This is a genomic window from Flavobacterium sp. Sd200, assembly GCF_009826935.1.
GTDB lineage: Bacteria > Bacteroidota > Bacteroidia > Flavobacteriales > Flavobacteriaceae > Flavobacterium.
In genome coordinates this window covers 214,385-238,998 of the sequence record NZ_WUMN01000004.1, presented here as the reverse complement: position 1 = coordinate 238,998, position 24,614 = coordinate 214,385, and the positions used below count along the sequence as shown (strand labels likewise).

The following is a 24,614-nucleotide window of genomic DNA, read 5'->3' as shown; positions in this document are numbered from 1 at the left end:
AATTACACAAATTTTCACCAATCTCTTCGCTCTTTCTTTATGAATCTTCACGATGGAGATATAAAGCACCCTTTTCCATTCCGACCGAAGCGCAGCGAAGTGGAGGAATCTCTATTTAAGCCACTAATTGTTTCACGCACTATCACTGCGATGAGAAACGACAAAGCAACCTTTTCCATTCCGAACGAAGTGCAACGAAGTGGAGGAATCTCTATTTAAGCCACTAATTGTTCAAGCACCGTCACTGCGGGGAGGAACGACGAAGCAGCCTATTTAGCCCACCTAACAAACAGATCGCTTCGTGCCTCGCGATGCTTCACTCCAAAAAAGGGAACCCTTAACCAAAACATAACTTTTTAACTAACAATTGATTAAATAAAATTTCTTACAAAAATTCCATTGCGATTTACAAATGTTTTCATAAATTTAAATTCCAACAATAACATTTATTTTTTATGAAAACAACACAAATTTTGGCAGCAGCTTTGTTTGCCACAGGAATTTTTACGGTTAATGCGCAAACCCAAAACTCTTCAGTCACCAGCTTCGGTTTAAATGCCGGAACGAGTGGAACAGGTAATGCTTTTTTTGGCTACAGTGCCGGATATACCGCCCCAAATTACGGTATGACAAATTCAACAATCATGGGATACTTGACGGGAGGTGAAAGCGGAACAGATAATGTATTAATAGGAAATAAAACTGGTCAATATTTCACAGATGGGTATGAAAATGTTTTTGTCGGTGCAACAGCTGGCCAATACAGCACTGAAAACTCCTATAATGTATTAGTAGGTTTTGGCTCCGGTGCTAACATAACATACGGGAACAATACAATGCTGGGACATAAAGCTGGATACAGTACCTCTGGAGGTGGCAATATATTCTTAGGTTATAATGCTGGTTATAACGAGATTTCCAGTAACAAACTATATATAGAAAACAGCAGCTCTTCTACTCCCCTCATTTGGGGCGACTTCGCAAACGACCTTTTAAAATTTAACGGTAAAGTAGGCATAGGTTTAGGTACGGCTGCCTTTCCTACAACAGGCGGCAGCATAAACGTTGCTGCCTATAAACTAATTGTAAACGGCGGCATACTCGCTAAAGAGGTTCGCGTTGCCACTACTTGGGCCGATTATGTTTTTGAGGATAATTACAAGCTCCCTACCCTGCCGGAAGTAGAACAATACATAAACGAGAATGGGCATTTACCTAATGTGCCATCGGCCAAACAAATAGAGGAAGACGGTATAGAAGTGGGCGAAATGGCAAAAATTCAGCAGGAAAAGATCGAGGAGCTTACCCTGTATGCCATACAGCAGCAAAAACAGCTCGAAAAACAGCAAAAAGAAATAGACGAACTTAAAGCACTCGTACTTAAACTTGCCGGTACTAAATAATATACGTTTAATCTAAATTTTACAGTTATGAAAAACGTATATATATACCTAACCCTCCTTATGCTTATTGGCATTAAGGGTTTCGGGCAATCTGATGTAATTATATGGCTGGATAATAGTACATCTATATCTGCCGCAGAATTTACAGAAATGAAAAATTCTGTAGAAGACATTATAAGCCAAGTCTTGTCATGCAATGACAACAGGGTTGCAGTTGTTCATTATGGAGCCGGATACGATCCTGCTACAGATCTATATAGCCCAAGAATTTATATTGAATCAGACTTTACTACTAACGAAACTACTGCAAATTCTTTTCAAAGGCGTTATTTAGGAGACGCTGATTTTGCACATGAATCATTAGACCTAATCGGAAAAGCCTTGGATAATGTTGTAGACGCTAATATAGTAAGTACACAAAAAACACTAAATCGTATAAGCACAAATTCACTCACAATATACTTATTTTCAGATGCCGCAAGACACAGCGACTTTAATGGCAGTAGTTTTCTTGTAAATGCAACATCATATGCAAGTAACACAAATCTCGCTTTTGAAAATTATACAGAATTTAAAAATGAGAGAAATGCAAAGTTCGTAGTTACACTTGGACCGACTCATAATCCTGCTTTTCGCGAGGCAACAAAACAGGCAGCTGCTGCAATATCGAGCGGAGGCGGTACATATAACGGAACAGTAGAATCGTATCCTGCCGACCCGGATGGACCGGGAGTAACAGGAAGATATTTGATTTATACAGATTTGTTTGTCCTGACACCTGCCGAAATCGACTCTATTACAGGATTTATATGTGCCATAGCAGATGATTGCCCTCCTTACTTAACATTAATATCGCCTACACATGATGTAAGCAGCGGTATAGATAACAGACAGGTTGGCATCAATATAACTGCATCTAATGATATAAGCTTAGGAGCAGAGGCCAATTATCTTGCAGGAGAATCTGTACTTCTGGGAGATGGTTTTTATGCAATAGATGGCAGTTTGGTTTTAGCCACAATAAATGGATGCGAGAGTAGCAGTGTTTCTTCGTCCCGTCGCGCACATCAGGAGGAAAGCAAGGCTGAAACACCAATTAAAAAAGAAAGCTTAATACTGTCTCCAAACCCTGCTTCACAAACCGTTGCGCTTACTTTAGATGAGAACATCAAATCAGTATCGGTAATTTCGCTGGAGGGTAAAACTATTTTCAGCAAAGAGTTATTGGGTAAAAACACGGCCTATCAGCTCGACCTGAGCAATTATAAAGCCGGAGTATATTTTGTAACCGTTACAGCCACAAACGGCAACACTACTACCGAAAGGCTTATTGTGCAGTAATTTTTTTATAAACCATATTTTAGAGCACTGCCCGCAAAGCAGTGCTTTTTTATTTTGTACTTTTGCCAAAACATTATTGCCTTGCTTACCCCTACCGATATATTTACTATTGGCTCTAAAAAAGAGTTTGAAAAAATTACGCTTAAGGTTTTTCGCCACCAGTTTGATAACAATGTGGTGTATCGTGATTTTTGCAGCTTTTTGCATAAAGACAAGCACAATGTAAAATCGGTTAAAGACATACCGTTCCTGCCCATACAGTTCTTTAAAACGCATGAGGTAGTAAGCTCTGCAAACCCGGTTCAGGTTACATTTACCAGCAGCGGTACTACGGGCATGGTTACCAGCCGCCACCTTGTTACCGATACTGATTATTATGACCAAAGCTTTCGACTGGCCTTTTCTCAGTTTTATGGCAACATTGAAGATTATGCTGTACTGGCCTTGCTTCCCTCCTATCTGGAACGCGAAGGATCATCGCTTATATACATGGTACAGGACCTTATAGAACGGTCTAACAACCCACATAGCGGCTTTTACCTTCACAATCATGATGATCTTATAGCCAAGCTTACAAAACTGGACAGCGAGGGCCAAAACGTTTTATTGATAGGGGTTACCTATGCGCTGCTCGACCTGATAGAAAAGCAGCAATTCGATCTTAAAAATACCATTATCATGGAAACGGGCGGCATGAAAGGCCGTCGCCGCGAAATGATTCGCGAAGAGCTTCACGAAGTGCTTTGCAAAGGTTTTGGGGTTACTAAAATACATTCGGAGTATGGCATGACCGAACTTTTGTCTCAGGCATATTCCCTTGGCGATGGTATTTTTGAATGCCCTCCCTGGATGGACATACTGATCCGTGATACCGAAGATGCCCTAACCTATATAGAAAGCGGTAAAACCGGAGGCATTAATGTTATAGACCTTGCCAACATTAACTCCTGTTCGTTTATTGCCACACAGGATCTTGGCAAGAAATATGCTAACCAAAGTTTTGAAGTGCTGGGCCGTTTTGACAATAGCGACATTCGCGGTTGTAACCTTATGGTATTTTAAGTATCCAACTTACAATTATAAACATAACAGCATAAAAAAATCCGCTCCGTGATTACTCACAAAGCGGACTCTTTATTGTTGGTTGGTTAGTATATTAGAATACTCCTATGTAGTGGTTACCTGGTTTGTTAACCAGTTTTGCACCTTTTTTAACTGCACCTGTTGGTATATCAATAACATAAATGTTACCGTCTTTACCTACCGCAGTTACAGCTATGTAAAGCTCGTTACCGTCTACTACAAAACCTTGGTACTGTCCAAAATCAAGAGCGGCATCATATTCTATGCCTTCTACCCTTGTGGCAGTTTTAGCATTAAGGTCTAAACGAGCTACAAAACCTTGTCCATTTGCATTTTCATGTGTGTAAACAGCATAAGCAATTCCGTTGCCTGCATATCTCCACGCGTCTATGTAAGACCCCTGTACTCCAAGAGCAGCATCAAGACTAAACACATAAGAGTTGTCGTATTGGTTTTGCTGGTTGATCCTTAAAATATAAGAACCATTTTCAGTATCTCTTTGTGTAGCCTGATAAATGTTGTTATCGTTAGCCACAAAGCTGTTAAAGCTGCGGTATCCGCTGGTATCGCCAAAAGCTACAGTAGAAGTAATTACCACAGGATTTTGAAGAGACGGATAGTCTACCACTACCGATTTAGAACCTAAACGCTCAAATTCGCTTTCGTTCTCGGCAGGGTTGGCAGGGTTTGTTTTACGCATCCATGTACCAATGATAAGTTTATCTCCGGCAGCGTTAAGCGTTGGAGCATCTAAACGGAAAATATGGTGCCCCAGTGCTTCTTCTGCAGCTGTAAGCGGAATTTCATACTGTCTGTAGTCAGAGATTAAAACATCTTTAAGATTAAGACTTAAAACCGTAGCTGTACCTCTTGTACGCTGATATACATTATCAGTTACAACCGGAGTTGGTGATGCAACGTTTACAGCAACACCTGTATTATCTCCATCAAAAAGTTTTACCCAACGTGGTGATGCGCTTGCATACTGAGAGATATTTACTGTAACGTCTGATTGTGCAAAGTTGTTGGCTCCGTTTACGTTATAAGTCATAAACGTACCTCCATTTGCTCCTGTATAGGTAATATTAAATAGCGTATTACCATCTACAGATGATTGTAAACGGGCAGTCCTGTTAGAAAGAACGCCTACTCCATTTTCAAAAGCATCTACCGATACATCAGGGTTTTGAGCATCTTCTTTACTGATAGAATACACCATAGTACCTCCATTACCATCGCCCGGGCTAGTTTGCATTCTTGCACCTGCTACAGTAATCCATCTGCCTTCGGTTACCGGGTTGATGGGTCCTGTATTGTTGTTGCTGTCGTCGTCAGAACAGCCTGTTAGTACAAGAGCAGATAAAACAGCCCCGCATGCAAGTAGTTTTACAAAACGATTTCTCATATTCATTCTCTTTTAGATTAATTAAAATTTATTGATTGTATAATTTAGTTTCAGATAAAATGCACGTCCGGGCTTTTGCACCGCAAAATTGTCAAATACCTGTTTGTCAAATATATTCTTCGCATCAAAGCTTAATATGAACTGGTTTTTAGGAAAAACATAACTCAAACCTAAATCATTTACAAACTGTGCAGGTGTAATTTCCTGTGCCAACCAATTGGTATAAAAAGGTTCTACATATCCGAAACCATAATAAAAATTAAGATCTGAGTCCTTCTGAAGAATGTCTTTAAAGTTATATTGAGCACTGCCATTTATGATAAAAAAGGGTTCATTAGGCAATTGCATATTATAAAGGTCGAGAGTACCCCCACTATTATCATATTTATCTTTAAATAACAGATTAAACTTAGACATGTTCATGTTTATAACCAGCCTGTCACTGAATCCGTATTCGAAAGCCGCCTCAAACCCAATAGCCTGTGTCTTACCGAGATTTACATATGGTAATGATTGTAGGGCATCATTATTACGATCTAATATCCTGCGCACGATCTTGTCTTTAGTATCTCTCACAAAACCTGATGCTGATAGGGATACTTTGTGTTTTTTCAATTTAAAAGCCCCAAACCTAAAACCAAGATTAAGATTATCACTAATTTCAGGCCCCAGCGTGGCATTACCTACAATATTTTCACCCTGATTACCAAAAACCTCATTATCTGTTGGCATTCTTACCGCTCTCTCTGCCGATAACAAAGCCATAACTTGTGGAGTTATGTAATAAGATGATGCCAGTCCATATCCGGTTGCGCTGTTTGTTTTGTCTGTAACATTAACTACAACCTGAGTATTGCCGTTTGTTAATGTCGGAATTCTTTGTTCCGAGTTTTGTACATAATGTTTTGCAAACAAACTCGCTTTTAGCTTAGATTTAAAGGCATCTAACTCATAAGCAAAAGAGTATACATTTCTTAATAGATCGCGTGTTTCTCTGTAACGTTTTTCTAACTCTGACTTAAGCTCGTCATTGTCATCACGGTCTACAGTGTAGAATACGTGGCTAAATAAAATTTTATGATTATCGTTTATGCTATAATTAAGATTGCTTCGTGCACTAAGTATTTGTCTGTCGACATGAACAATTGTAGCTGCACCCTGCTGTGCTCCATAAGGACTTAATATAGGTTCACCACGCAAGCCTAACGCCATATTTCCATCCCAATTATAATTGTATTTTACAGTATCGTTTACTACTTCGCTCCTATTACTGTATACAGCGTTAGTATTAAATTCAAGTCCTTGAATAAGAAAATCTTTTTTACTATAGTTAAGGCTCACAACATGTGCATCTGCCTCTGTAAACCTTCCTTTGTACGGCCTTGTCATGTAAGTACCGTGCTGTATCTCGTTATAATCATGAGATGCATTATAGCCTATTAAAAAATTATCGGCCCATTTCACATCAGTGTAACCCGCTTCAAACCTTGCTCCATACGATTTATAAGCATTATTAAAGCGCTTTGCCTTAATTAGTTCTCTCCTGCCATTAGGTAAAATATTAAAAACGTGCGGCCCCCAAACCTCATAATCGTTGTCAGAGTAATTATAAAATCCGGAAGCTTTAACAGTAAACCCCGATTCCCTACGAAAAACACCGTTTATCTGCGACTGTGTAGTATTAAATGAGCCATAAGAAACCGATGCATTGAGCGTGTTCCTTGCTCCTTTTTTCAGTACTACGTTTATTGCACCACCCAAGGCATCATCGGCTAATCCAATAGGAATAACACCTTTGTAAACCTCTATGCGTTCTATCAACGCAGGCGGAATACTGTTTAGGCTAAAAGAAGGTCCGTAGGTTTGTATAGGAATACCGTCTATAAATATTCGTACAGAGTTGCCGCTCATGCCGTTAAGATTGTAGTTAGCACTCGAACCCAAACCTCCATTTTGCCTCACCCTTACCCCCATACTTCTATCTAACAGGTCGTTAGTTTGAAGGTTTCTTTTTCCTGCTTCCTGAGTTTCTATAACGTTCACAGCAAAGCCCTTGTCCATTATTTGGCGTTTTTCAGATGTTTTGTTCATTACAACCTCATCTAAAAGCTTAGGATTTACCCTGTTTGCAATAATATTCACTGTTACAACCGGACGGTTTAGCTTTACTTTTACCGTTTTGGTTTCTATCTCGGCAGAGGTTATTTCGAGCTCATAATCGCCATAGGCAAGTTGTTTAATTTCAAAATTACCATCAGCATCTACTGTAGCAAATTTGGCTGTTCCAACAACTTTTACAGCAGCTCCAAAAGCCTGTTCTTTATCTGCAAAAGCAACAGTACCATTAATGTTACCGGTTTGACACCAAGCCGATAGCCCAACAAATAAAAATGCGAGTAGATATACTTTCATGTACAGATTTTACGTAAGATGGGTGCAAACATAAAACCTTATTTAAATTTAATCCAAATAAACAGATTAGACTTTCATTAGATTTCAATTAGAAAAATCTAATGTTGAAAAACATTGAAAAACACGTCATTACAGACAAAAAAATACCGTAAACTATACAAAAAGTTTACGGTATTTAAACAACCTAAATAATTAAGCAAGATTTTCCTGGATAATTCTAAAAAAACTTATAGCCTAAACCAAATGTCCAGATCTGTTTGTTTTTTGTATTATAACCATAGTAAGGAGTAATGAGCATAAAATGTTTATATTCTACAATAGGTGAAACCGCCAAACGTGGCTGCGCCTTATCATCCATTATTAATAACGAAGGAAATGCCCCTACCCCAACCTTAAAATTTTTAGTAAACTTATATTTAAGGCTTGGTCCACCCACGTTTATTCCAAAGGCTTTACTGCCATAGGATGCAGCAATGAGCCCGTCAAATCCGGCCTCTACATTTTTTACAGTCTTTGCATTACTGTCGTTTGTGTTTACAGAAACCGGGGAGCTTTGAGCCAAACCGTTAATTGAAACCATAAGCAGTCCGACAAGCATGATCTTCTTTATAATTTTGCGCATATATTTTATTATTTTGCGCGAAAGTATAATTTAAACATTGCCAGCAAAACTGTAGTTAAATACTATGCAGCAACCGTGTTGTTTTTTGTAACGAAACAGTAATTATACGTTGTATACAACTCGAGTAAAATGCAAAAAAGCTGCTCCTAAAATTTAGGAGCAGCTTTAATATCTTAAAAAATAAAGTAATTATTTTGCCTTATTTGCTTCTGCTATATATTTTTCTAAAGCCATTGTCATGCTCGGAGTTCCCGGAGCAGGAGCCATAATATCTACACGCAGGCCATGTTCAAGGGCTTCTTTTTGTGTAGTAGTTCCAAATACCGCAATACGGGTGTTGTTTTGCTGAAAATCAGGAAAATTTTTAAACAAGGATTTTATTCCCGTTGGGCTAAAAAATGCAAGTACATCATAGTACACATCTTTAAGGTCGCTAAGGTCGCTCATTACCGTGCGGTAAAAAGTACCCTGTGTCCATGCCACTTTAAGGTTATTAAGCACCTGCGGCACATCATCGTTCAATTGCTCAGACGATGGCAACAAAAACTTTTCATCTTTGTATTTTTTTATCAGCGGAGAAAGATCTGCAAAGTCTTTTTGACCAACATATATCTTCCTTTTTCTGTACACCACATACTTTTGAAGGTAAAAAGCAATAGCCTCACTCTGGCAAAAATACTTAAGGGTTTCCGGCACTTTGTAACGCATTTCTTCGGCTACGCGAAAAAAATGGTCAATAGAGTTCTTGCTGGTAAGTATAATGGCAGTAAAATTATTAAGGTCTATTTTTTGTGCCCTTACATCTTTAGCGCTTACACCCTCTACGTGAATAAATGGACGAAAATCTACTTTTACTTTTAGCTTGTGCTGAATCTCAAAGTATGGTGAATTTTCTACTTTGGGTTCCGGTTGCGAAACCAAAATCGTTTTCACTTTCATATTAAAAAAGTTGTTTAACTAACTGTTCGTAAACCAATAATACATGAAATAATAGGGTGCTATTTCAAGAGCGCAAAGATACAAAATAAAATAGAACAATTTACCGAGTATCAATTTTTGATAAATCCTCAACGAAACAAGGTATGAAATAAACGTTGCCGCCAAAATAACTCCTAAAATTAAATATAATAACAGCCTGCCGGGAGCTACATTATAAAAGAGAACCAAATTTACAGGCAGGAGCAACAACCCTATATAGGCACGATAGTTTACTTTATGCAAATTAAACTGCTCGTTAAACTCTTCTATATTAAAGGCCGTGGCAATTATCTTCTCGGTTAGAAATTTAGACAGTATAAAAAAGGTTACTACAGTAAAAATACGTACATAGCTAATGCCTCCTTCTTCTACAAGACCAAAGTCTTTGTATTTAAGAACGTACTGTAGTAAAAAACTATATGAAACAACCTGTATAAAAAAGAACGAAATAGTAAACCAGCTTTGCAGGTTAGAGCTGTCTTTATAAATTTTTGTGTATTTATCGCTAACACCCAGCTTTATAAACTCGGCAAAACGTGCCTCAAAGGCTGTGCGGTTTATTGCCACAAGAGCAAAACAAGCCACAAAAAGCCATGTAGCCCAGTCGTTTGCACCGGTAATACGTTCGTTCAGCAGCATTTCTTTCATTCTGCAAAATTAATATTTTTAAATATGTAATGGTTAATTATACATTAATTATGTTTTATGCGTTTAAAATACACTACTTTTGCACCAAAATTTGCCCCACCCATGAATGAAGGTATTGTAATAATTCCTACATATAACGAGATCGAAAATATAGAGACTATTATAAGGGCTGTTTTTTTACTTAAAACCCCATTAGACCTGCTTATTGTAGACGATAATTCGCCCGATGGCACTGCACAAAAAGTGCGCGAACTCCAGGTAGAATTTGGCGACAGGCTTAACCTTGAAGTAAGGGCAGGCAAAGCAGGACTTGGCACAGCTTACGTGCATGGGTTTAACTGGGCAATTAGCCGGAAATATGAATATATTTTTGAGATGGATGCCGATTTTTCGCATAACCCCAACGATCTTGAAAAACTGCTTGAGGCCTGCAAAAAAGGCGCCGATATGGCTATTGGATCAAGATATAGCAACGGAGTGAATGTAGTAAACTGGCCCCTGAGCAGGGTGCTGCTTTCTTATTTTGCATCGGTATATGTAACCATGATTACCGGAATGAAAATTAAAGATGCTACCGCAGGATTTGTATGCTACAAACGTAAAGTTCTTGAAAGCATCAATTTGGGGAGGATAAAATTTGTAGGCTATGCTTTTCAGATAGAAATGAAATACCGCACCTACTGCAATGGATTTAACATAGTAGAAGTGCCTATTATTTTTACAGACCGCACCAAAGGCGAATCTAAAATGAGCAATGCTATTATTAAAGAAGCTATTTTTGGGGTAATAAGCCTGAAGATAAAACGAATGCTAAACCGACTATAACAACATAATGAACAGGATACTGATAAAGAATGCCAAAATTGTTAACGAAGGTAAAATTTTTGAAGGCGATCTTTTTATTGAAGATAAATTTATTAAGGAAATAGGCGAAAAAATAAGCCCTAAGACCGGCGACTGCGTTATTATTGATGCCGAAGGCAGTTTCCTTATTCCCGGTGCTATTGACGACCAGGTGCATTTTCGTGAGCCGGGCCTTACACACAAAGGCACTATAGAGACTGAGAGCCGCGCTGCCGTGGCCGGGGGCATTACATCGTTTATTGAACAGCCCAACACTGTGCCAAACGCAATAACACAGGAACTGCTGGAAGACAAATACCAAAGAGCCGCTGAGACTTCGTATGCCAACTACTCATTCATGATGGGAGGCACTAACGACAACCTTGAAGAGGTACTTAAAACCAACCCTAAGAATGTTGCCGGTATAAAATTATTTCTTGGATCGTCTACGGGCAACATGTTGGTAGACAACCCCGAGGTTATAGAAAAAATATTCAGCAGTACAAAGATGCTCATAGCAGTGCATTGCGAGGATGAGGCTACCATAAAACACAACCTTGCAGAATACAAGGAGAAATATGGTGACGATATTCCTGTAAAATTCCACCCGCTCATCCGCAGTGCCGAAGCTTGCTATATATCGTCATCGCGCGCTATAGAGCTGGCCAAAAAAACCGGAGCAAGACTGCATGTTTTTCATGTGTCTACGGCTAAAGAAACCGATCTTTTTACCAATAAAATTCCACTCGAAGATAAACAGATAACCGCCGAGGTATGTGTACACCACCTTTGGTTTACTGATGCTGATTACGACAAAAAGGGGGCTCTCATTAAATGGAACCCGGCTGTAAAAACGGCTGCCGATAAAGATGCTTTATGGAAAGCCCTTCTTGACGACCGTATTGATGTTATAGCAACAGACCATGCCCCGCACACACTTGAGGAAAAGAAAAACCCTTACACCTCATCACCATCAGGTGGGCCATTGGTTCAGCATGCTGTTGTGGCTATGTTTGAAGCCTATCATCAAAAGAAAATATCGGTAGAAAAGATAGTAGAGAAAATGGCTCACAACCCGGCTAAGATCTTTAAAATAGAAAAACGTGGTTTTATACGCGAAGGATATTATGCCGATTTAGTGATTGTAAACCCTGGGTTGCCATGGAATGTTAAAAAAGAGAATATTCTTTATAAATGCGGATGGTCTCCGTTTGAAGGTGTTAACTTTAAATCGAGAATTAGCCATACCTTTGTAAACGGCCAGCTGGTATACAACAACTTTAAAGTTAAAAACATACGCTGTGGCGAACGCCTGTTGTTTGACAGGGAATAACTGTTTGCAGAAAGGAAGAAAATTGTATTTATAATATGAAAAAATTGGTATTTATATTGTTTGCAGTACTGGCCGTGGCCTGTAACGAAAACACTGCCCCTAAACCCGACAAACTACTGGACAAAAACGAAATGGTAGACATACTGTATGACATTACATTATTACAGTCCATAAAGTCATACCAGCCGGCAACTTTAGACAGCAATAATGTAAATACCCACAACTATATTTACAGAAAATACAATATAGACAGCCTAACCTTTGCGCAAAACCACCTGTATTATGCTTCTGATATAGAAGGCTATGAAAAAATACAGAAAAAGGTTACCGACAGGATAAACAAAAATAAAGAAGCGCTGGCTCCTCCTGCAAAAGATTCTCTTGCCAAAAAGGGAAATCCCACCACGCCTAAACCTTAGTTTTAAATGAACTGCAAAGCTGTTTAATAAAAGCAGTAGTATCACTAAAACTAAAGTTTATAGCTGTTTTAAGTTTACTGCTATCATACACCTCTGTGCTGTGCGCAGATTTTGCCATGCTGCGCGTAAGCATTCGCTTATGACGCAAAAACTTACTCAACAACCAGTCGGCACGCCACGCAAGCCGGGTTAAAAGAGGTGTGGCATAAATATAAGGCCTTGTTTTTCCTAAACCATTTGCAACAATATCAAGCAGGGTTTTATAAGTAATATTTTCAGCTACGACAGTATAGCGCTCTCCTGTATTGCTGCTTTGCATTAACTGTATCATTACAGCAACCACATCGGTTACTGCCACAACGGCACAATTGCCCAACGTGTAAAAATATTGGCCGCGTTGCACGGCACGCAAAATAGCACCACTGCCCTGCTGCCAAAAACCGTAGCCAAAAATCACTCCGGGGTTTACTACTACAACATTAAGCCCTTCCTGCCACGCACGCCACACTTCCATTTCTGCACCATACTTGCTGATAGCATAATCACTGTGGCTTTTTTCAGGGTTCCACTCAGTTTCCTCTGTAATAGTACCGCCGTGTGCTGTTGCATCTCCTAAAGCCGCTATTGAACTTACATGGCAAAACTTTTGTACCCCAAAAGCCAATGCACAGTTAACCATATTAGCAGTACCTTCAATATTGGTTTTTCTCAGTATCTCTTCGTCAGACGGATCAAAAGACACAACTGCCGCACAATGATACACATATTCTACACCTTCAAAAGCAATTTCGAGCGAGGGTATATCAAGCACATCGCCCTGCACCCATTCTATAGTATCATACAATGCTTCTTTGCCATAATGAGCAAACAGCTTCTTTGTTTTTTTTCGTGAATTATCAGTGCGGTAAATCGCGCGTAATGGTACTTTACTTTCTGCAAGAGACAGCAATAAATGTGCACCTACAAGTCCTGTTCCTCCGGTAACTAATATCATAAACACAAATGTAATAAAATAAAGCCAACCCTTCTAAGAGCACGCCCTATAGCATTGTAATGTGCCAAAATTTCACTTCCTGTACTACTAAAGTGACAAAATAACATTATGAGTACGCAACTAAAGATTGGCGTTCTTTTTGATATAAGGTTAGTATCAAATCAAAAAAATAAAAGAAGAAATGTTAGGATATTATATACTTATAGGAATTATTGCCTTGGTAAGTTTTGCCGTAAGTGCAAAGCTCAAGAGCAAATTTGAACATTACTCGCACGTGCACCTTCGCAATGGCTTGAGCGGTGCCGAAATTGCACAAAAAATGCTTCAGGACAATGGTATTTATGATGTTCGGGTTATATCTACCCCCGGCAGGCTGACTGACCACTACAACCCGTCAGACAAAACGGTAAACCTTAGCGAAGCAGTATACAACCAACGCAATGCCGCTGCGGCTGCGGTAGCCGCGCACGAAGTTGGCCACGCAGTACAGCACGCCACAGCATACAGCATGCTAAAAATGCGTTCGGCTTTGGTACCTGTGGTTAATGCTACATCCGGCCTGTCACAATGGCTTGTTATTGGCGGACTTATTTTAGGGGCTGCCTCCGGCTTAGGGTGGGGTTACTACATAGCCATAATAGGTTTAGTCTTTATGGCATTTGCCACACTGTTTAGCTTTATAACGCTCCCGGTAGAATATGATGCCAGCAATCGTGCCCTTGCATGGCTACGCAGCAAAAATATGGTTACACAACAGGAATATGCCGGTGCAGAGGATTCGCTTAAATGGGCGGCACGCACCTATGTAGTGGCAGCTATTGGTGCAGTAGCCAGTTTATTATACTGGGCGCTTCAGGTGTTTGGAGGCCGTTCCAGAGACTAAGGTCTCTGTCTATATATAGAAGGAAAAAACCGCTTTGGCAATGCCAGGCGGTTTTTTTGTTGTTTCTTAAATCCAAAATCGTAGCTCTTAAATCTCATAACTGTATCTGTCGTTCTATCTGCTGGTCTAAAGATATAAACGTTTCAGTACGGCTCACACCGCTAATGGGCTGTATTTTATTATTGAGCAATTGCATCAGATGCTCATTATCCCTGCAAATTATTTTTATAAGTATGCTCCAGTTACCCGTTGTATAATGACACTCCAGTACTTCTGGTATTTTTTTAAGTTCTTTTACAGCTTCCGGGTTACTTGATGCTTTATCAAGGTATATGCCCACAAAAGCCATGGTGCTATAGCCCAATACACGTGTATTTACAATAAACTTAGAGCCGGATATTACACCTGCAGTTTCCAGTTTTCGCAAACGTTGGTGTATGGCAGCCCCCGATATTCCAATTTTAGAAGCTATTTGCAAAATAGGTTTTCGGGCATCTTCCATGAGGTAGCGCAGTATTTCCTTGTCTATACCGTCTATTTCTATTTGAAGCGAATTTACTTTCATAGCTTACATATTGTAACTCAAATATACGTTTTTGATATCTTTAAGACACGAATTTCACTAATTTGTACAAATTTTATTTTCGCTATATATAATTCCTTAATTTGTGTTAGTTAGTGAAATTCGTGGCTAAACTATGTCTAACTCGCCACGTTTTGCGGATTATAGCCCATATAGGGAACATGCTTTTCATTAAACACTACATTAAACGCCTCGAGTTCTTTAAGTATAGGCAGGTACACCTCACGACTTACAGGCATTTGCACCCCAGGGGTGGTAATTTCTCCATTCAGTATTTTAAGCGCGGCAATAGCCACAGGCAGGCCAACGGTTTTAGCCATGGCAGTGTAGGTTTGGTCGTCGCCAATGCACACCATGGTGGCATCTATCTGCTTTTTTTCACCGTTAAGCTCATACCCCACCTTATGATACATTACTATCATATCCTTATCTTCGGGGCTAAGCGTCCATTTGTCCGACAGTATTTTTTCCAGTATCTGGGCAGGCGTGGCATTGCGCAGGCCAACAATTTTATTTGGGTTAAACAGGTCGAGTTCCAATAATTTATCCCATTGTATATCGTCCTGGTCTATCTTTAAAATATGCCTTAGCTTTAGCTCTACCGAATCTGTTGGATGATATGGAAGGAACGAGTTGGTAAATTCGCGATAGCTCATCTTTTCGCTGTTTTCCATTACATAGGTGTCATCGGTCATACCAAGAGTAACAAACATATTCCACGATTTGGAAAAGCCCACCCTGCGCAGCGTTCCCCTGTATAGCGTAAGCACATCATCAAGACCATAAACACTGCGATACTTTAAAGAATCACGATTGGCATAGCCTTCAAAACGGCCGTAGCCCTCAACGTGCATAAACTCAGTTCGCCTGAAAAGTTTGTTATACGGAATGTATTTATAGTTGCCCTCCTGTATAAATTTAGCGGTGCCGCCCTGTCCGGCAAGCACCACATTACGGGGGTTCCATGTAAACTTATAGTTCCACAGGTTGTTATCGCTCTCAGGAGCCACAAGGCCACCGCAAAACGATTCAAACAAAACCACCTTACCTCCTTTGTCCCTAATTTCGTCTATAATTTTCATAGCACTCATGTGGTCTATGCCTGGGTCGAGCCCTACCTCATTCATAAAAACAAGATTATTGCCCTTAACAACATCATCCAGTTCCTGTAGGGCAGGACTAATGTATGATGCCGTAACCATGTGCTTTTTAAACAAAATACAGTCTTTGGCCACTTCGTAGTGCAGGTGTGCAGGCAGCATAGATATTACAATATCGGCACGCTCAATTTCTTCATGGCGCTGGGCTTCGTTAAAAATATCAAAGGCTATGGCACGGGCATGTTGGTGGCCTTTTACTTTTTTTTCTGCAAGTTCTGCCGAAAGGTCGCCTATGGTAATGTGCAGGTTTTCCTGCTCCGACTTATTTAATAAATACTGAATTAATGACGAGGCTGAGCGGCCTGCGCCAATGATGAGTATATTTCTCATTTTAGTGCAAGAGTTGTTGTTTGTGTAACACGAAAGTAGTAAAATGTTATATTTATCAAAGCATTTTGGACGTTAATTGTTTATTACTCTTTAAATTTACATTCGTTAAATTTAAACTTCAATGGACAGAAAAATTATCGCAACAGCAGCAATACTTGGCGTTACAGCAATAGCACTTGGAGCATTTGGTGCTCACGGATTAAAGAAACTTATATCGCCTGAGGCAGTGCTAACTTTTGAGACCGGGGTAAAATATCAAATATATCATGCCCTGTTCCTGCTTTTTGTGGGAGGTACAAACCTTGTGGCTGAAAAAACTAAAAAAACAATTCTTGGACTTACAGTTGCAGGAGTCTTTTGTTTTTCTGTTTCTATTTATTTCCTGTCTTGCAATGCGCTTTTTTCTTTCGATTTCAAGAAATTCGGCATCATAACACCAATTGGAGGATTGCTATTAATGAGTGCTTGGACTGTTTTGTTTTTGAATATAATTAAACGAAAAGCGTAAAAAAATTGCAATGTGTTAGGTTTGGGTTGATATTTTGTATATTTGCACCAGAGTATTAACCCAACTTAACCCAAAATTTATGGATAATTACGCTCTTTTTACGAAATCGATTTCGTTGGAAATGCCCGATATTAAAGGCGCTTCCGTACATTACCAGTTGCCCCCCGATGAACTTCATCGCATTACAATTGCAAAGGGGCAGGGAGCAGAAACTTCTACCGGTGCGCTTGCCATAAACACCGGACAGTTTACAGGCAGGTGTCCTGAAGACCGTTTTATTGTAAAAGATGCCATTACTGCCGATAAAGTGTGGTGGGGAAAAGTAAATATTGCGTTTGACAGCGATAAGTTTGATGCTTTGTATAATAAAGTTACTCAATACCTGAGCGGGAAAGAAATATTTGTACGCGATGGCTATGTATGTGCCGATGCCAACTACAGGCTAAATGTAAGAGCAGTTACAGAATATGCATCGAGCAACCTGTTTTGCTACAACATGTTTTTGCGCCCCGATGAAAGCGAACTTGACGGCTTTATGCCCGACTGGCAGGTAGTTTGTGCACCGGGCTTTAAAGCAGACCCTCAAACAGACGGCACCCGTTGTGCCAACTTTGCCATACTGAATTTTACCCGTAAAATTGTACTGATTGGCGGCACTGGCTATACCGGAGAAATTAAAAAAGGCATATTCTCTGCTTTGAATTTCCTAATGCCAGTGTATAACAATACACTGCCCATGCATTGCAGTGCCAATGTGGGTAAAGATGGCGACACAGCAATTTTCTTTGGGCTTTCGGGTACGGGCAAGACAACGCTCTCTGCCGATCCTGACAGGAAACTGATTGGCGATGACGAACACGGCTGGACACACGAAAACACCGTGTTTAACTTTGAGGGCGGATGTTATGCTAAAGCCATTAACCTTACCGATGAAAATGAACCCGATATTTACAGAGCCATAAAAAAAGGCGCGCTGCTGGAAAATGTAGTGTTTAAATATGGTGGCTATGAGGTAGATTATACCAACGTGTCTATAACACCAAACACGCGTGTAAGCTATCCGCTGCATTACATAAACAATATACAGCCCGGCTCTATAGGCTATAACCCCAAAAATATATTTTTCCTGAGTGCCGATTCATTTGGCATATTGCCTCCAATTTCTAAACTTACACCTGGGCAGGCGGCTTATTATTTTATATCGGGGTACACAGCCAAAGTTGCCGGAACAGAAGAAGGTGTAAAAGAACCACAGCCTAATTTCTCGGCTTGTTTTGGGGCGCCATTCATGCCACTGCATCCTGCCGTTTATGCCGAGATGCTGATAAACAAAATGCAGGAAGCTGGTGTAAACGTGTGGCTTATAAACACCGGATGGACAGGTGGCGGTTATGGCACCGGACAGCGCATGAAATTAAAATATACACGCGCCATGATAACCGCTGCACTTAACGGCGATTTAGATGCTGTTGATTATAGTACCGATCCTGTTTTTGGACTTGCCGTTCCGCAAAGCTGCCCTAATGTGCCAAATGAGGTTTTAAACCCAAGGGATACATGGGAAAGTAAAAAGGCGTATGATAAAAAAGCTCTTGAACTGGCAGGCGAGTTTAAAAAGAATTTTACCAAATTTGAATCGTTTGCCAACAACGATATTATAGCCGGAGGCCCTCTGGCATAATGTGTTAATTTTTAGAATAGATGTTTTTTTGGATAGGCTGCCCTTTATAGGGCAGCTTTTTTTGTGGAATTGGGTAGAAATTTTTTAAAAATGTATTAATTTCCAACACAGTAAAAATATGTATATTTGAATATGCTTTCAGAAAACCAGATTCAGACAATTATTGAGGTTCTTAAACCGTATAATCCTATGCGTATAGGGTTATTTGGTTCTTATGCGCGTAATGAAGAAAGCAGCGACAGTGATATAGACATCTTATACACTTTCTATAATCCACTGACGCTTTTTAAAGTGGTTAAAATTCAGAATGAATTAGAGGAAAAACTTCAACGCAGTGTAGATTTTGTATCTGAAAAAGCTGTGCATCCAATGTTACGCGAGAGCATATATAACGATTTGAAGATAATTTATGGCAATTGATAGAAACCTTCTTTTTCTTACCCACATTATTGAGTGCATAGATAAACTTGAAATAATTACCAAAGACCTTTACTATGGGGATTACATTAAAGACTGGTTAAAACAGGATGCAATTATAAGAAATGTAGAAGTAATTGGCGAGGCGATAAGTAATATTGATGATGATCTAAAATCTAAATATCCGGAAGTTCCGTGGAAAGAAGCTAAAGGGATGAGAAATGTGCTGATTCATGAATATTTTAAAATTGACTATGATGAAGTGTGGGGTACATTACAGGAAGACATACCTGCATTAAAACGCATGATTGAAAAAATTATAAAAGATATAAAATAATAAACCCGGCTTAATTTGCCGGGTTTATTATTACTTAACAGTTATCACAAAATTTTTCTTTTTGCCAAACTGTACTAAAATGTACTTGCCCAACACGAGGTCTTTGTCAGACAAACGGTAAGCATCCGTAATCTTTTCTTTATTAACAGCAACCGCATTGGCTGTAAGTGCCTTTCTGGTTTCTCCCCTTGACGGGAATATCTTTGTAACATCCGAAAGCACTTCTACTATATCCTGACCACTGTTTAATTGCTCCGGCGTGATTTCGGCATAAAAGAACTCCCCAAAAATATCGGTAAAGAAATCATCACTAATAGCATTTAACTGCTCATAGTTGTAGTTAGAAAATACAAACTCACTGCGTTTAATAGCCTCTTCAAGGTCTTCGGCACTATGCACAAAAGTAGTAACCTCGGCAGCAAGCCTTTTTTGAAGTACCCTTAAGTGTGGGGCCGTTTTATGCTCTTCTATAATAGCCTCTACTTCTTCCTGTGTAAGGAATGTAAATATCTTAATATATTTTTCGGCATCAACATCGGTAGTGTTCACCCAAAACTGGTAAAATTTATATACCGATGTTTTATCGGCAGTAAGCCATACATTGCCACCTTCAGATTTCCCGAATTTAGAACCGTCTGCCTTAGTAATAAGCGGGCATGTCATAGCAAAAGCCTTGTTCTCGCCCTCATCGTTCATGCGGCGCACAAGCTCTGTACCTGTAGTAATGTTGCCCCACTGATCGCTGCCGCCAAGCTGTAGCAAACAGTTATATTGTTTGTGTAAATGATAGAAGTCGTAGCCCTGAATTAACTGGTAAGTAAACTCTGTAAACGACATACCATTGCCTGCCTCGCCGCTAAGACGCTTTTTAACCGAGTCTTTAGCCATCATGTAATTAACCGTAATACGCTTGCCCACATCGCGCACAAAACCTATAAATGAAAACTCTTTCATCCAATCGTAATTGTTTACAAGTATAGGGGCATTGGCCTCTGTCGAATTAAAATCAAGAAAACGCGAAAGCAGTGCTTTAATACCGTTCACATTTTTGTTTAGTGTAGCTTCGTCCAGCAGGTTGCGTTCATCGCTTTTGCCCGATGGGTCGCCTATCATACCTGTTGCGCCACCCACAAGGGCAATTGGCCTGTGACCGTGATTGTGCAGGTGCTTTAAAATTATAATGGGCACAAGGCTGCCAATGTGCAGAGAGTCGGATGTCGGGTCGAAGCCAATATAAGCCGTGGTCATTTCTTTAAGAAGTTGATCCTCGGTTCCGGGCATAATATCGTGTACCATGCCACGCCATTGCAATTCGGCTACAAAATTTTTCATGTTCTATTTTTAATACGATTGCAAAAATACAATTTGTATTGGCATTCTTTATCAAAAATATAATACAAAATGTTGATATGTTTTCTTACAGTAAAGACGAATTGCTTGCATACAAACACTCCCAATAAAAAATAAACCGGAGGTTTTTTAAAAAACCTCCGGTTCAAATTCATATAGTATCACCTTTATCCCACAAGATTAATGATCTTGCCCGGAACAATAACCACTTTTTTAGGTTGATTGCCATTTAGGTGTTGCAGCGTGCGTTCGTCGGCCATAACGGCAGCCTGAATTTGCTCTACGGTTAGATCCATAGGCAGCTCTATTTTAAAGCGCATCTTGCCATTGAATGATACCGGGTATTCTTTACTGCTTTCAACCAAGTATTCTGCATGGAATTTAGGGAATGGTATGGTAGAAATACTCGTTTGATGCCCTAATTGTTTCCACAACTCCTCTGCAATGTGTGGCGCATAAGGCGAAACAAGCACTGCAAGCGGCTCCAGTATGCTGCGCTCATGGCAGTTGGCAGCCGTAAGCTCATTAACCGCAATCATAAAACTGCTGACTGAGGTATTGAATGAGAAGTTCTCTATATCATCCTGCGTTTTCTTAATGGTGCGGTGCAGTATTTTAAGTGCCTCCGGTGTGGCAGGATTAGACGTTACAATAAGCCCGTTATCATCAAAATACAGCCTCCATAATTTTTTAAGGAAACCGCTAACACCAGTTATACCTGCAGTATTCCACGGCTTGGCCTGCTCTAATGGGCCTAAGAACATTTCGTAAAGCCTTAAGGTATCAGCCCCGTATTGCTCGCAAATATCATCGGGTGTTACCACGTTGTATTTAGACTTGGACATTTTTTCTACTTCACGGCCTACAATGTATTTGCCGTTTTCGTTTAGAATAAATTCTACATCTTTATAATCTTGATTTAAAGGATGATTTTTGAAGTCATCGATACTTAATTCGTCTGATCCATTTACTAAGTTCACATCTGCATGGATAGGAACAATTGTTTGCCAATATTTTTCGAATTCAATTTCTTTAATACTCTCGCCCTTATTTTTGTAATGATTTTGTATTACATTCTCTGAATAACTAATTAATTCTTTGTTAAGAAGATATCCTCCCGATTCAGATTTATTTATGTGCTCTTTTGAAACTAAAAAAACATTTTTAAACTCGTGTCTAATTTTCTCCCCTAACTCTGAAGTGACTACTAATGTCCCATTAATATTGTACCTATACACAAACGCACTCGTTCCCAATATCATCCCCTGGTTAATCAGCTTTTTAAAAGGCTCCTCCTGGTTTATAAAACCTTTATCTTTTAAAAACTTATTCCAAAAACGGCTGTACAACAAGTGCCCAGTGGCGTGTTCGCTACCGCCTATGTACAGGTCTACGTTTTGCCAGTAAGCTTCGGCTTCTTTGCTTACAAATGCATCGTTATTGTGCGGATCCATATAGCGCAACCAGTACCATGAGCTGCCTGCCCAACCCGGCATGGTGTTCAGCTCCAGTGGGAACACTGTTTCCTCATCTATAAGGTCGTTGGGTACCACCTTATTTTCAGTTATGCTCCACGCCCACTCGCGGCTGTTGCCTAATGGTGGCTGTCCGTCTTCGGTTGGCAGGTATTTTTCTACCTCAGGCAGGTGTATTGGCAAATGCTGCACGTCTATCAGTTGTGGCAGTCCGTTTACATAATATACCGGGAACGGTTCGCCCCAATACCTCTGGCGGCTGAAAACGGCATCGCGCAGGCGGTAATTGGTCTTGCCTTTGCCCTGCCCTATGCCCTCTAAAGCGCTGATTACTTTTTTAGTTGCCTCTTTATAATTATCTCCGTTAAGGAAATCAGAGTTGATAAGCTTTACGCCATCTTTACTGCCGTAAGCCTCTTCTGAAATATCCTGTCCGTCGAATATGTTCTTTATTTGGATGCCAAAGTGCCTTGCAAAATCAAAGTCCCTTTGGTCGCCCGCAGGCACTGCCATAACCGCTCCTGTACCGTAGCCGGCAAGCACATAGTCACCTATCCACACCGGGATTGGTTCCTTAGTAAACGGATGCTCTGCATATGCCCCTGTAAATACCCCTGAAATGGTTTTAACATCGGCCATACGCTCGCGCTCACTGCGTTTAGATGTTGCCTCTATATACGCATCCACCAAAGGCTTTTGTGTCGCTGTGGTTATTTTAGCCACCAACTCATGCTCCGGTGCCAATGTCATAAACGTTACCCCGAAAATGGTATCAGGGCGCGTGGTAAACACTTCTATATAATTATCTTGAGCGTGTTCTTCAAAGCCTTCGGTAATGTCGTCAAAAAACTGGGTAAGGCCAAGGCCTTCAAGGATTGAAGGGTTGCCGTTAGAATTAAGTGTGATACCTGCCTCTTCAGGCCTCACCCCCAGCCCCTCTCCAGAAGAGAGGGGGGCAGCTTCACTCGGAATCTGTCCACTCAAATCCTCCTCCTTATAGGATTTACGGTTAGAAAGGGCAATCCTTATATTGGTTAATACGCTTTCTAAATTATTTAAAACCTCATCATTGGTAAAGCGAAGTACTTTAAAAAGATATTTTTGTTCTAATTCTAAAGTACGTTCCTCATCAAGTTCTATCTGTTCTGCCTGATTATGGTAACCGCCATCCACTTCTACAATCAATCGCTTTTCAAGAGCTACGAAATCGGCAATATATTTACCAATAGCATGCTGCCTCCTGAATTTATAACCTAAGTTTTTGTTACGTAAAGCTTCCCACAATAGGATCTCGGCTTCTGTGGCTTCTTTCCTGTTTGCTTTACCATGCTCAACAAGCGTCCCCACAATAGTTTTATCGGCAGTTTGATATCCGGGAGTGAAGCTCGCCCCCCTCTCCAGAAGAGAGGGGCTGGGGGTGAGGCCTGAAGCTAAAACCCTAAACTTCACCGATGCCCCTACTGATTTACCTACCCAGTTCCTTTGGCTTTCTTTAAGCGATTCGGTCCAGTCTATGGTTTCAAGTCCCTGCAATAAACGCTCGGCATAGGCCGATATGCGCATGCTCCACTGGGTCATTTTTTTACGGACAACCGGGTAGCCGCCACGTTCAGATACTCCGTTTACAATTTCGTCGTTGGCAAGAACAGTACCCAATGCCGCACACCAGTTTACCTCAGTTTCGGCAAGGTATGTAAGCCTGTATTGAAGCAATATTCTTTCCTGTTGCTCTTTGCTGTACCCATTCCATTCGGTGGCAGTAAATACGGCAATATTATCATCGCTAACCGCATTAACCTCAGCGTTCCCTTTTAATGCAAAAATTGCGGTAAGGGTAGCAATATCCTCTGCTCTGTCGGTATCTTTATTGTACCACGATTTAAACAGTTCGGTAAATATCCACTGGGTCCATTTATAATATTCGGGGCTGCTGGTGCGCACTTCCCTGTCCCAATCAAACGAAAAGCCAATTTTATCCAGCTGCTCGCGGTAGCGGTTTATATTGGTTTGGGTAGTAATGGCAGGGTGCTGTCCTGTTTGTATAGCATACTGCTCTGCCGGAAGGCCAAAGCTGTCATATCCCTGCGGGTGCAGCACGTTAAAACCCTGATGGCGTTTGTATCGGGCATAGATATCGCTGGCAATATAGCCCAGTGGGTGGCCTACGTGCAGTCCTGCACCACTTGGGTACGGAAACATATCCAATACATAATACTTAGGTTTCTCTGATTTATTATCGGCCTGAAAAGTGCCGTTCTCAGCCCAGTATTTTTGCCATTCCTTTTCTATTCGTTTGTGGTCGTATCTCATTTTAAGTCGAAAGTTGTAACGTTGAAAGTTTTAAAGTCTTAACAAGAAACAAATTTACGCTTATTGTACGAATGTCAAAACTTTGCCCGTTATAAACTA

21 protein-coding genes are annotated in these 24,614 nt (G+C 40.3%); 11 read left to right on the top strand and 10 right to left on the bottom strand.

Annotated features, from left to right (window positions below):
- The first annotated feature begins 455 nt into the window (after window positions 1–455).
- The 3 genes from GR160_RS12960 to GR160_RS12950 all read left to right on the top strand — a co-directional run bounded on the left by GR160_RS12960 (window position 456) and on the right by GR160_RS12950 (window position 3,806).
- Window positions 456–1,403 (top strand): hypothetical protein, encoded by a 948-nt coding sequence (locus GR160_RS12960; RefSeq protein WP_160750300.1) that lies wholly within the window; start codon window positions 456–458, stop codon window positions 1,401–1,403.
- 27 nt (window positions 1,404–1,430) lie between these two features.
- A complete protein-coding gene (locus GR160_RS12955) occupies window positions 1,431–2,744 on the top strand; it encodes a 3-coathanger stack domain-containing protein (protein ID WP_160750299.1) in 1,314 nt (437 codons plus the stop codon).
- An 81-nt stretch (window positions 2,745–2,825) separates the two neighbouring features.
- A complete protein-coding gene (locus GR160_RS12950) occupies window positions 2,826–3,806 on the top strand; it encodes an acyl transferase (RefSeq protein ID WP_160750298.1) in 981 nt (326 codons plus the stop codon).
- A gap of 94 nt (window positions 3,807–3,900) precedes the next feature.
- Here GR160_RS12950 and GR160_RS12945 read toward each other — a convergent pair whose 3' ends face one another.
- From GR160_RS12945 to GR160_RS12925, 5 genes are all read right to left on the bottom strand, one after another.
- Window positions 3,901–5,232, bottom strand: a complete 1,332-nt coding sequence (locus GR160_RS12945; protein WP_160750297.1) for a hypothetical protein — start codon at window positions 5,230–5,232, stop codon at window positions 3,901–3,903.
- Window positions 5,233–5,253: 21 nt separating this feature from the next.
- Window positions 5,254–7,644 carry a TonB-dependent receptor plug domain-containing protein gene (locus tag GR160_RS12940; protein ID WP_160750296.1) on the bottom strand — a complete coding sequence of 797 codons (2,391 nt, stop codon included), beginning with the start codon at window positions 7,642–7,644 and terminating at the stop codon, window positions 5,254–5,256.
- A gap of 217 nt (window positions 7,645–7,861) precedes the next feature.
- Window positions 7,862–8,266 carry a hypothetical protein gene (locus tag GR160_RS12935; RefSeq protein ID WP_160750295.1) on the bottom strand — a complete coding sequence of 135 codons (405 nt, stop codon included), beginning with the start codon at window positions 8,264–8,266 and terminating at the stop codon, window positions 7,862–7,864.
- Window positions 8,267–8,455: 189 nt separating this feature from the next.
- Window positions 8,456–9,205 carry a uroporphyrinogen-III synthase gene (locus GR160_RS12930; protein WP_160750294.1) on the bottom strand — a complete coding sequence of 250 codons (750 nt, stop codon included), beginning with the start codon at window positions 9,203–9,205 and terminating at the stop codon, window positions 8,456–8,458.
- An 18-nt stretch (window positions 9,206–9,223) separates the two neighbouring features.
- Window positions 9,224–9,892: a DUF4271 domain-containing protein gene (locus tag GR160_RS12925; RefSeq protein WP_202390782.1), complete on the bottom strand. Its 669-nt coding sequence runs from the start codon at window positions 9,890–9,892 to the stop codon at window positions 9,224–9,226.
- A gap of 102 nt (window positions 9,893–9,994) precedes the next feature.
- Between GR160_RS12925 and GR160_RS12920 the strand changes: the two genes are divergently transcribed.
- The 3 genes from GR160_RS12920 to GR160_RS12910 are packed head-to-tail and all read left to right on the top strand — an operon-like array spanning window position 9,995 to window position 12,487.
- Complete coding sequence (locus GR160_RS12920; RefSeq protein ID WP_160750464.1) at window positions 9,995–10,717, top strand: polyprenol monophosphomannose synthase; 723 nt, start codon at window positions 9,995–9,997, stop codon at window positions 10,715–10,717.
- A 7-nt stretch (window positions 10,718–10,724) separates the two neighbouring features.
- Entirely contained in the window at window positions 10,725–12,068 is a 1,344-nt protein-coding gene (locus GR160_RS12915; protein WP_160750293.1) for a dihydroorotase, read from the top strand.
- Window positions 12,069–12,103: 35 nt separating this feature from the next.
- Complete coding sequence (locus tag GR160_RS12910; RefSeq protein ID WP_160750292.1) at window positions 12,104–12,487, top strand: DUF4296 domain-containing protein; 384 nt, start codon at window positions 12,104–12,106, stop codon at window positions 12,485–12,487.
- On the opposite strand, the gene GR160_RS12905 is transcribed toward GR160_RS12910, so the two are convergent.
- Window positions 12,477–13,481, bottom strand: coding sequence for an NAD-dependent epimerase/dehydratase family protein (locus tag GR160_RS12905; RefSeq protein ID WP_160750291.1), 1,005 nt, complete (start codon window positions 13,479–13,481; stop codon window positions 12,477–12,479). The two genes, GR160_RS12910 and GR160_RS12905, sit on opposite strands and share 11 nt — an antisense overlap.
- Before the next feature lie 181 nt (window positions 13,482–13,662).
- Between GR160_RS12905 and GR160_RS12900 the strand changes: the two genes are divergently transcribed.
- Window positions 13,663–14,364, top strand: a complete 702-nt coding sequence (locus GR160_RS12900) for a zinc metallopeptidase (RefSeq protein ID WP_160750290.1) — start codon at window positions 13,663–13,665, stop codon at window positions 14,362–14,364.
- Window positions 14,365–14,458: 94 nt separating this feature from the next.
- Here GR160_RS12900 and GR160_RS12895 read toward each other — a convergent pair whose 3' ends face one another.
- Entirely contained in the window at window positions 14,459–14,929 is a 471-nt protein-coding gene (locus GR160_RS12895) for an Lrp/AsnC family transcriptional regulator (RefSeq protein ID WP_160750289.1), read from the bottom strand.
- A gap of 137 nt (window positions 14,930–15,066) precedes the next feature.
- Window positions 15,067–16,437, bottom strand: coding sequence for a saccharopine dehydrogenase family protein (locus tag GR160_RS12890; RefSeq protein ID WP_160750288.1), 1,371 nt, complete (start codon window positions 16,435–16,437; stop codon window positions 15,067–15,069).
- A 121-nt stretch (window positions 16,438–16,558) separates the two neighbouring features.
- Here GR160_RS12890 and GR160_RS12885 point away from each other — a divergent pair, with 121 nt between their 5' ends.
- From GR160_RS12885 to GR160_RS12870, 4 genes are all read left to right on the top strand, one after another.
- Window positions 16,559–16,945: a DUF423 domain-containing protein gene (locus GR160_RS12885; RefSeq protein ID WP_160750287.1), complete on the top strand. Its 387-nt coding sequence runs from the start codon at window positions 16,559–16,561 to the stop codon at window positions 16,943–16,945.
- Window positions 16,946–17,024: 79 nt separating this feature from the next.
- Window positions 17,025–18,626 carry a phosphoenolpyruvate carboxykinase (ATP) gene (gene pckA / locus GR160_RS12880; protein WP_160750286.1) on the top strand — a complete coding sequence of 534 codons (1,602 nt, stop codon included), beginning with the start codon at window positions 17,025–17,027 and terminating at the stop codon, window positions 18,624–18,626.
- A gap of 132 nt (window positions 18,627–18,758) precedes the next feature.
- Window positions 18,759–19,046: a nucleotidyltransferase family protein gene (locus GR160_RS12875; RefSeq protein ID WP_160750285.1), complete on the top strand. Its 288-nt coding sequence runs from the start codon at window positions 18,759–18,761 to the stop codon at window positions 19,044–19,046.
- Window positions 19,036–19,380 (top strand): DUF86 domain-containing protein, encoded by a 345-nt coding sequence (locus tag GR160_RS12870; protein WP_160750284.1) that lies wholly within the window; start codon window positions 19,036–19,038, stop codon window positions 19,378–19,380. The genes GR160_RS12875 and GR160_RS12870 overlap by 11 nt, the downstream gene beginning before the upstream one ends.
- A 30-nt stretch (window positions 19,381–19,410) precedes the next feature.
- On the opposite strand, the gene tyrS is transcribed toward GR160_RS12870, so the two are convergent.
- Window positions 19,411–20,712, bottom strand: coding sequence for a tyrosine--tRNA ligase (tyrS, locus tag GR160_RS12865; protein WP_160750283.1), 1,302 nt, complete (start codon window positions 20,710–20,712; stop codon window positions 19,411–19,413).
- 185 nt (window positions 20,713–20,897) lie between these two features.
- Window positions 20,898–24,515 carry a leucine--tRNA ligase gene (locus GR160_RS12860; RefSeq protein WP_160750282.1) on the bottom strand — a complete coding sequence of 1,206 codons (3,618 nt, stop codon included), beginning with the start codon at window positions 24,513–24,515 and terminating at the stop codon, window positions 20,898–20,900.
- Window positions 24,516–24,614 lie beyond the last annotated feature (99 nt).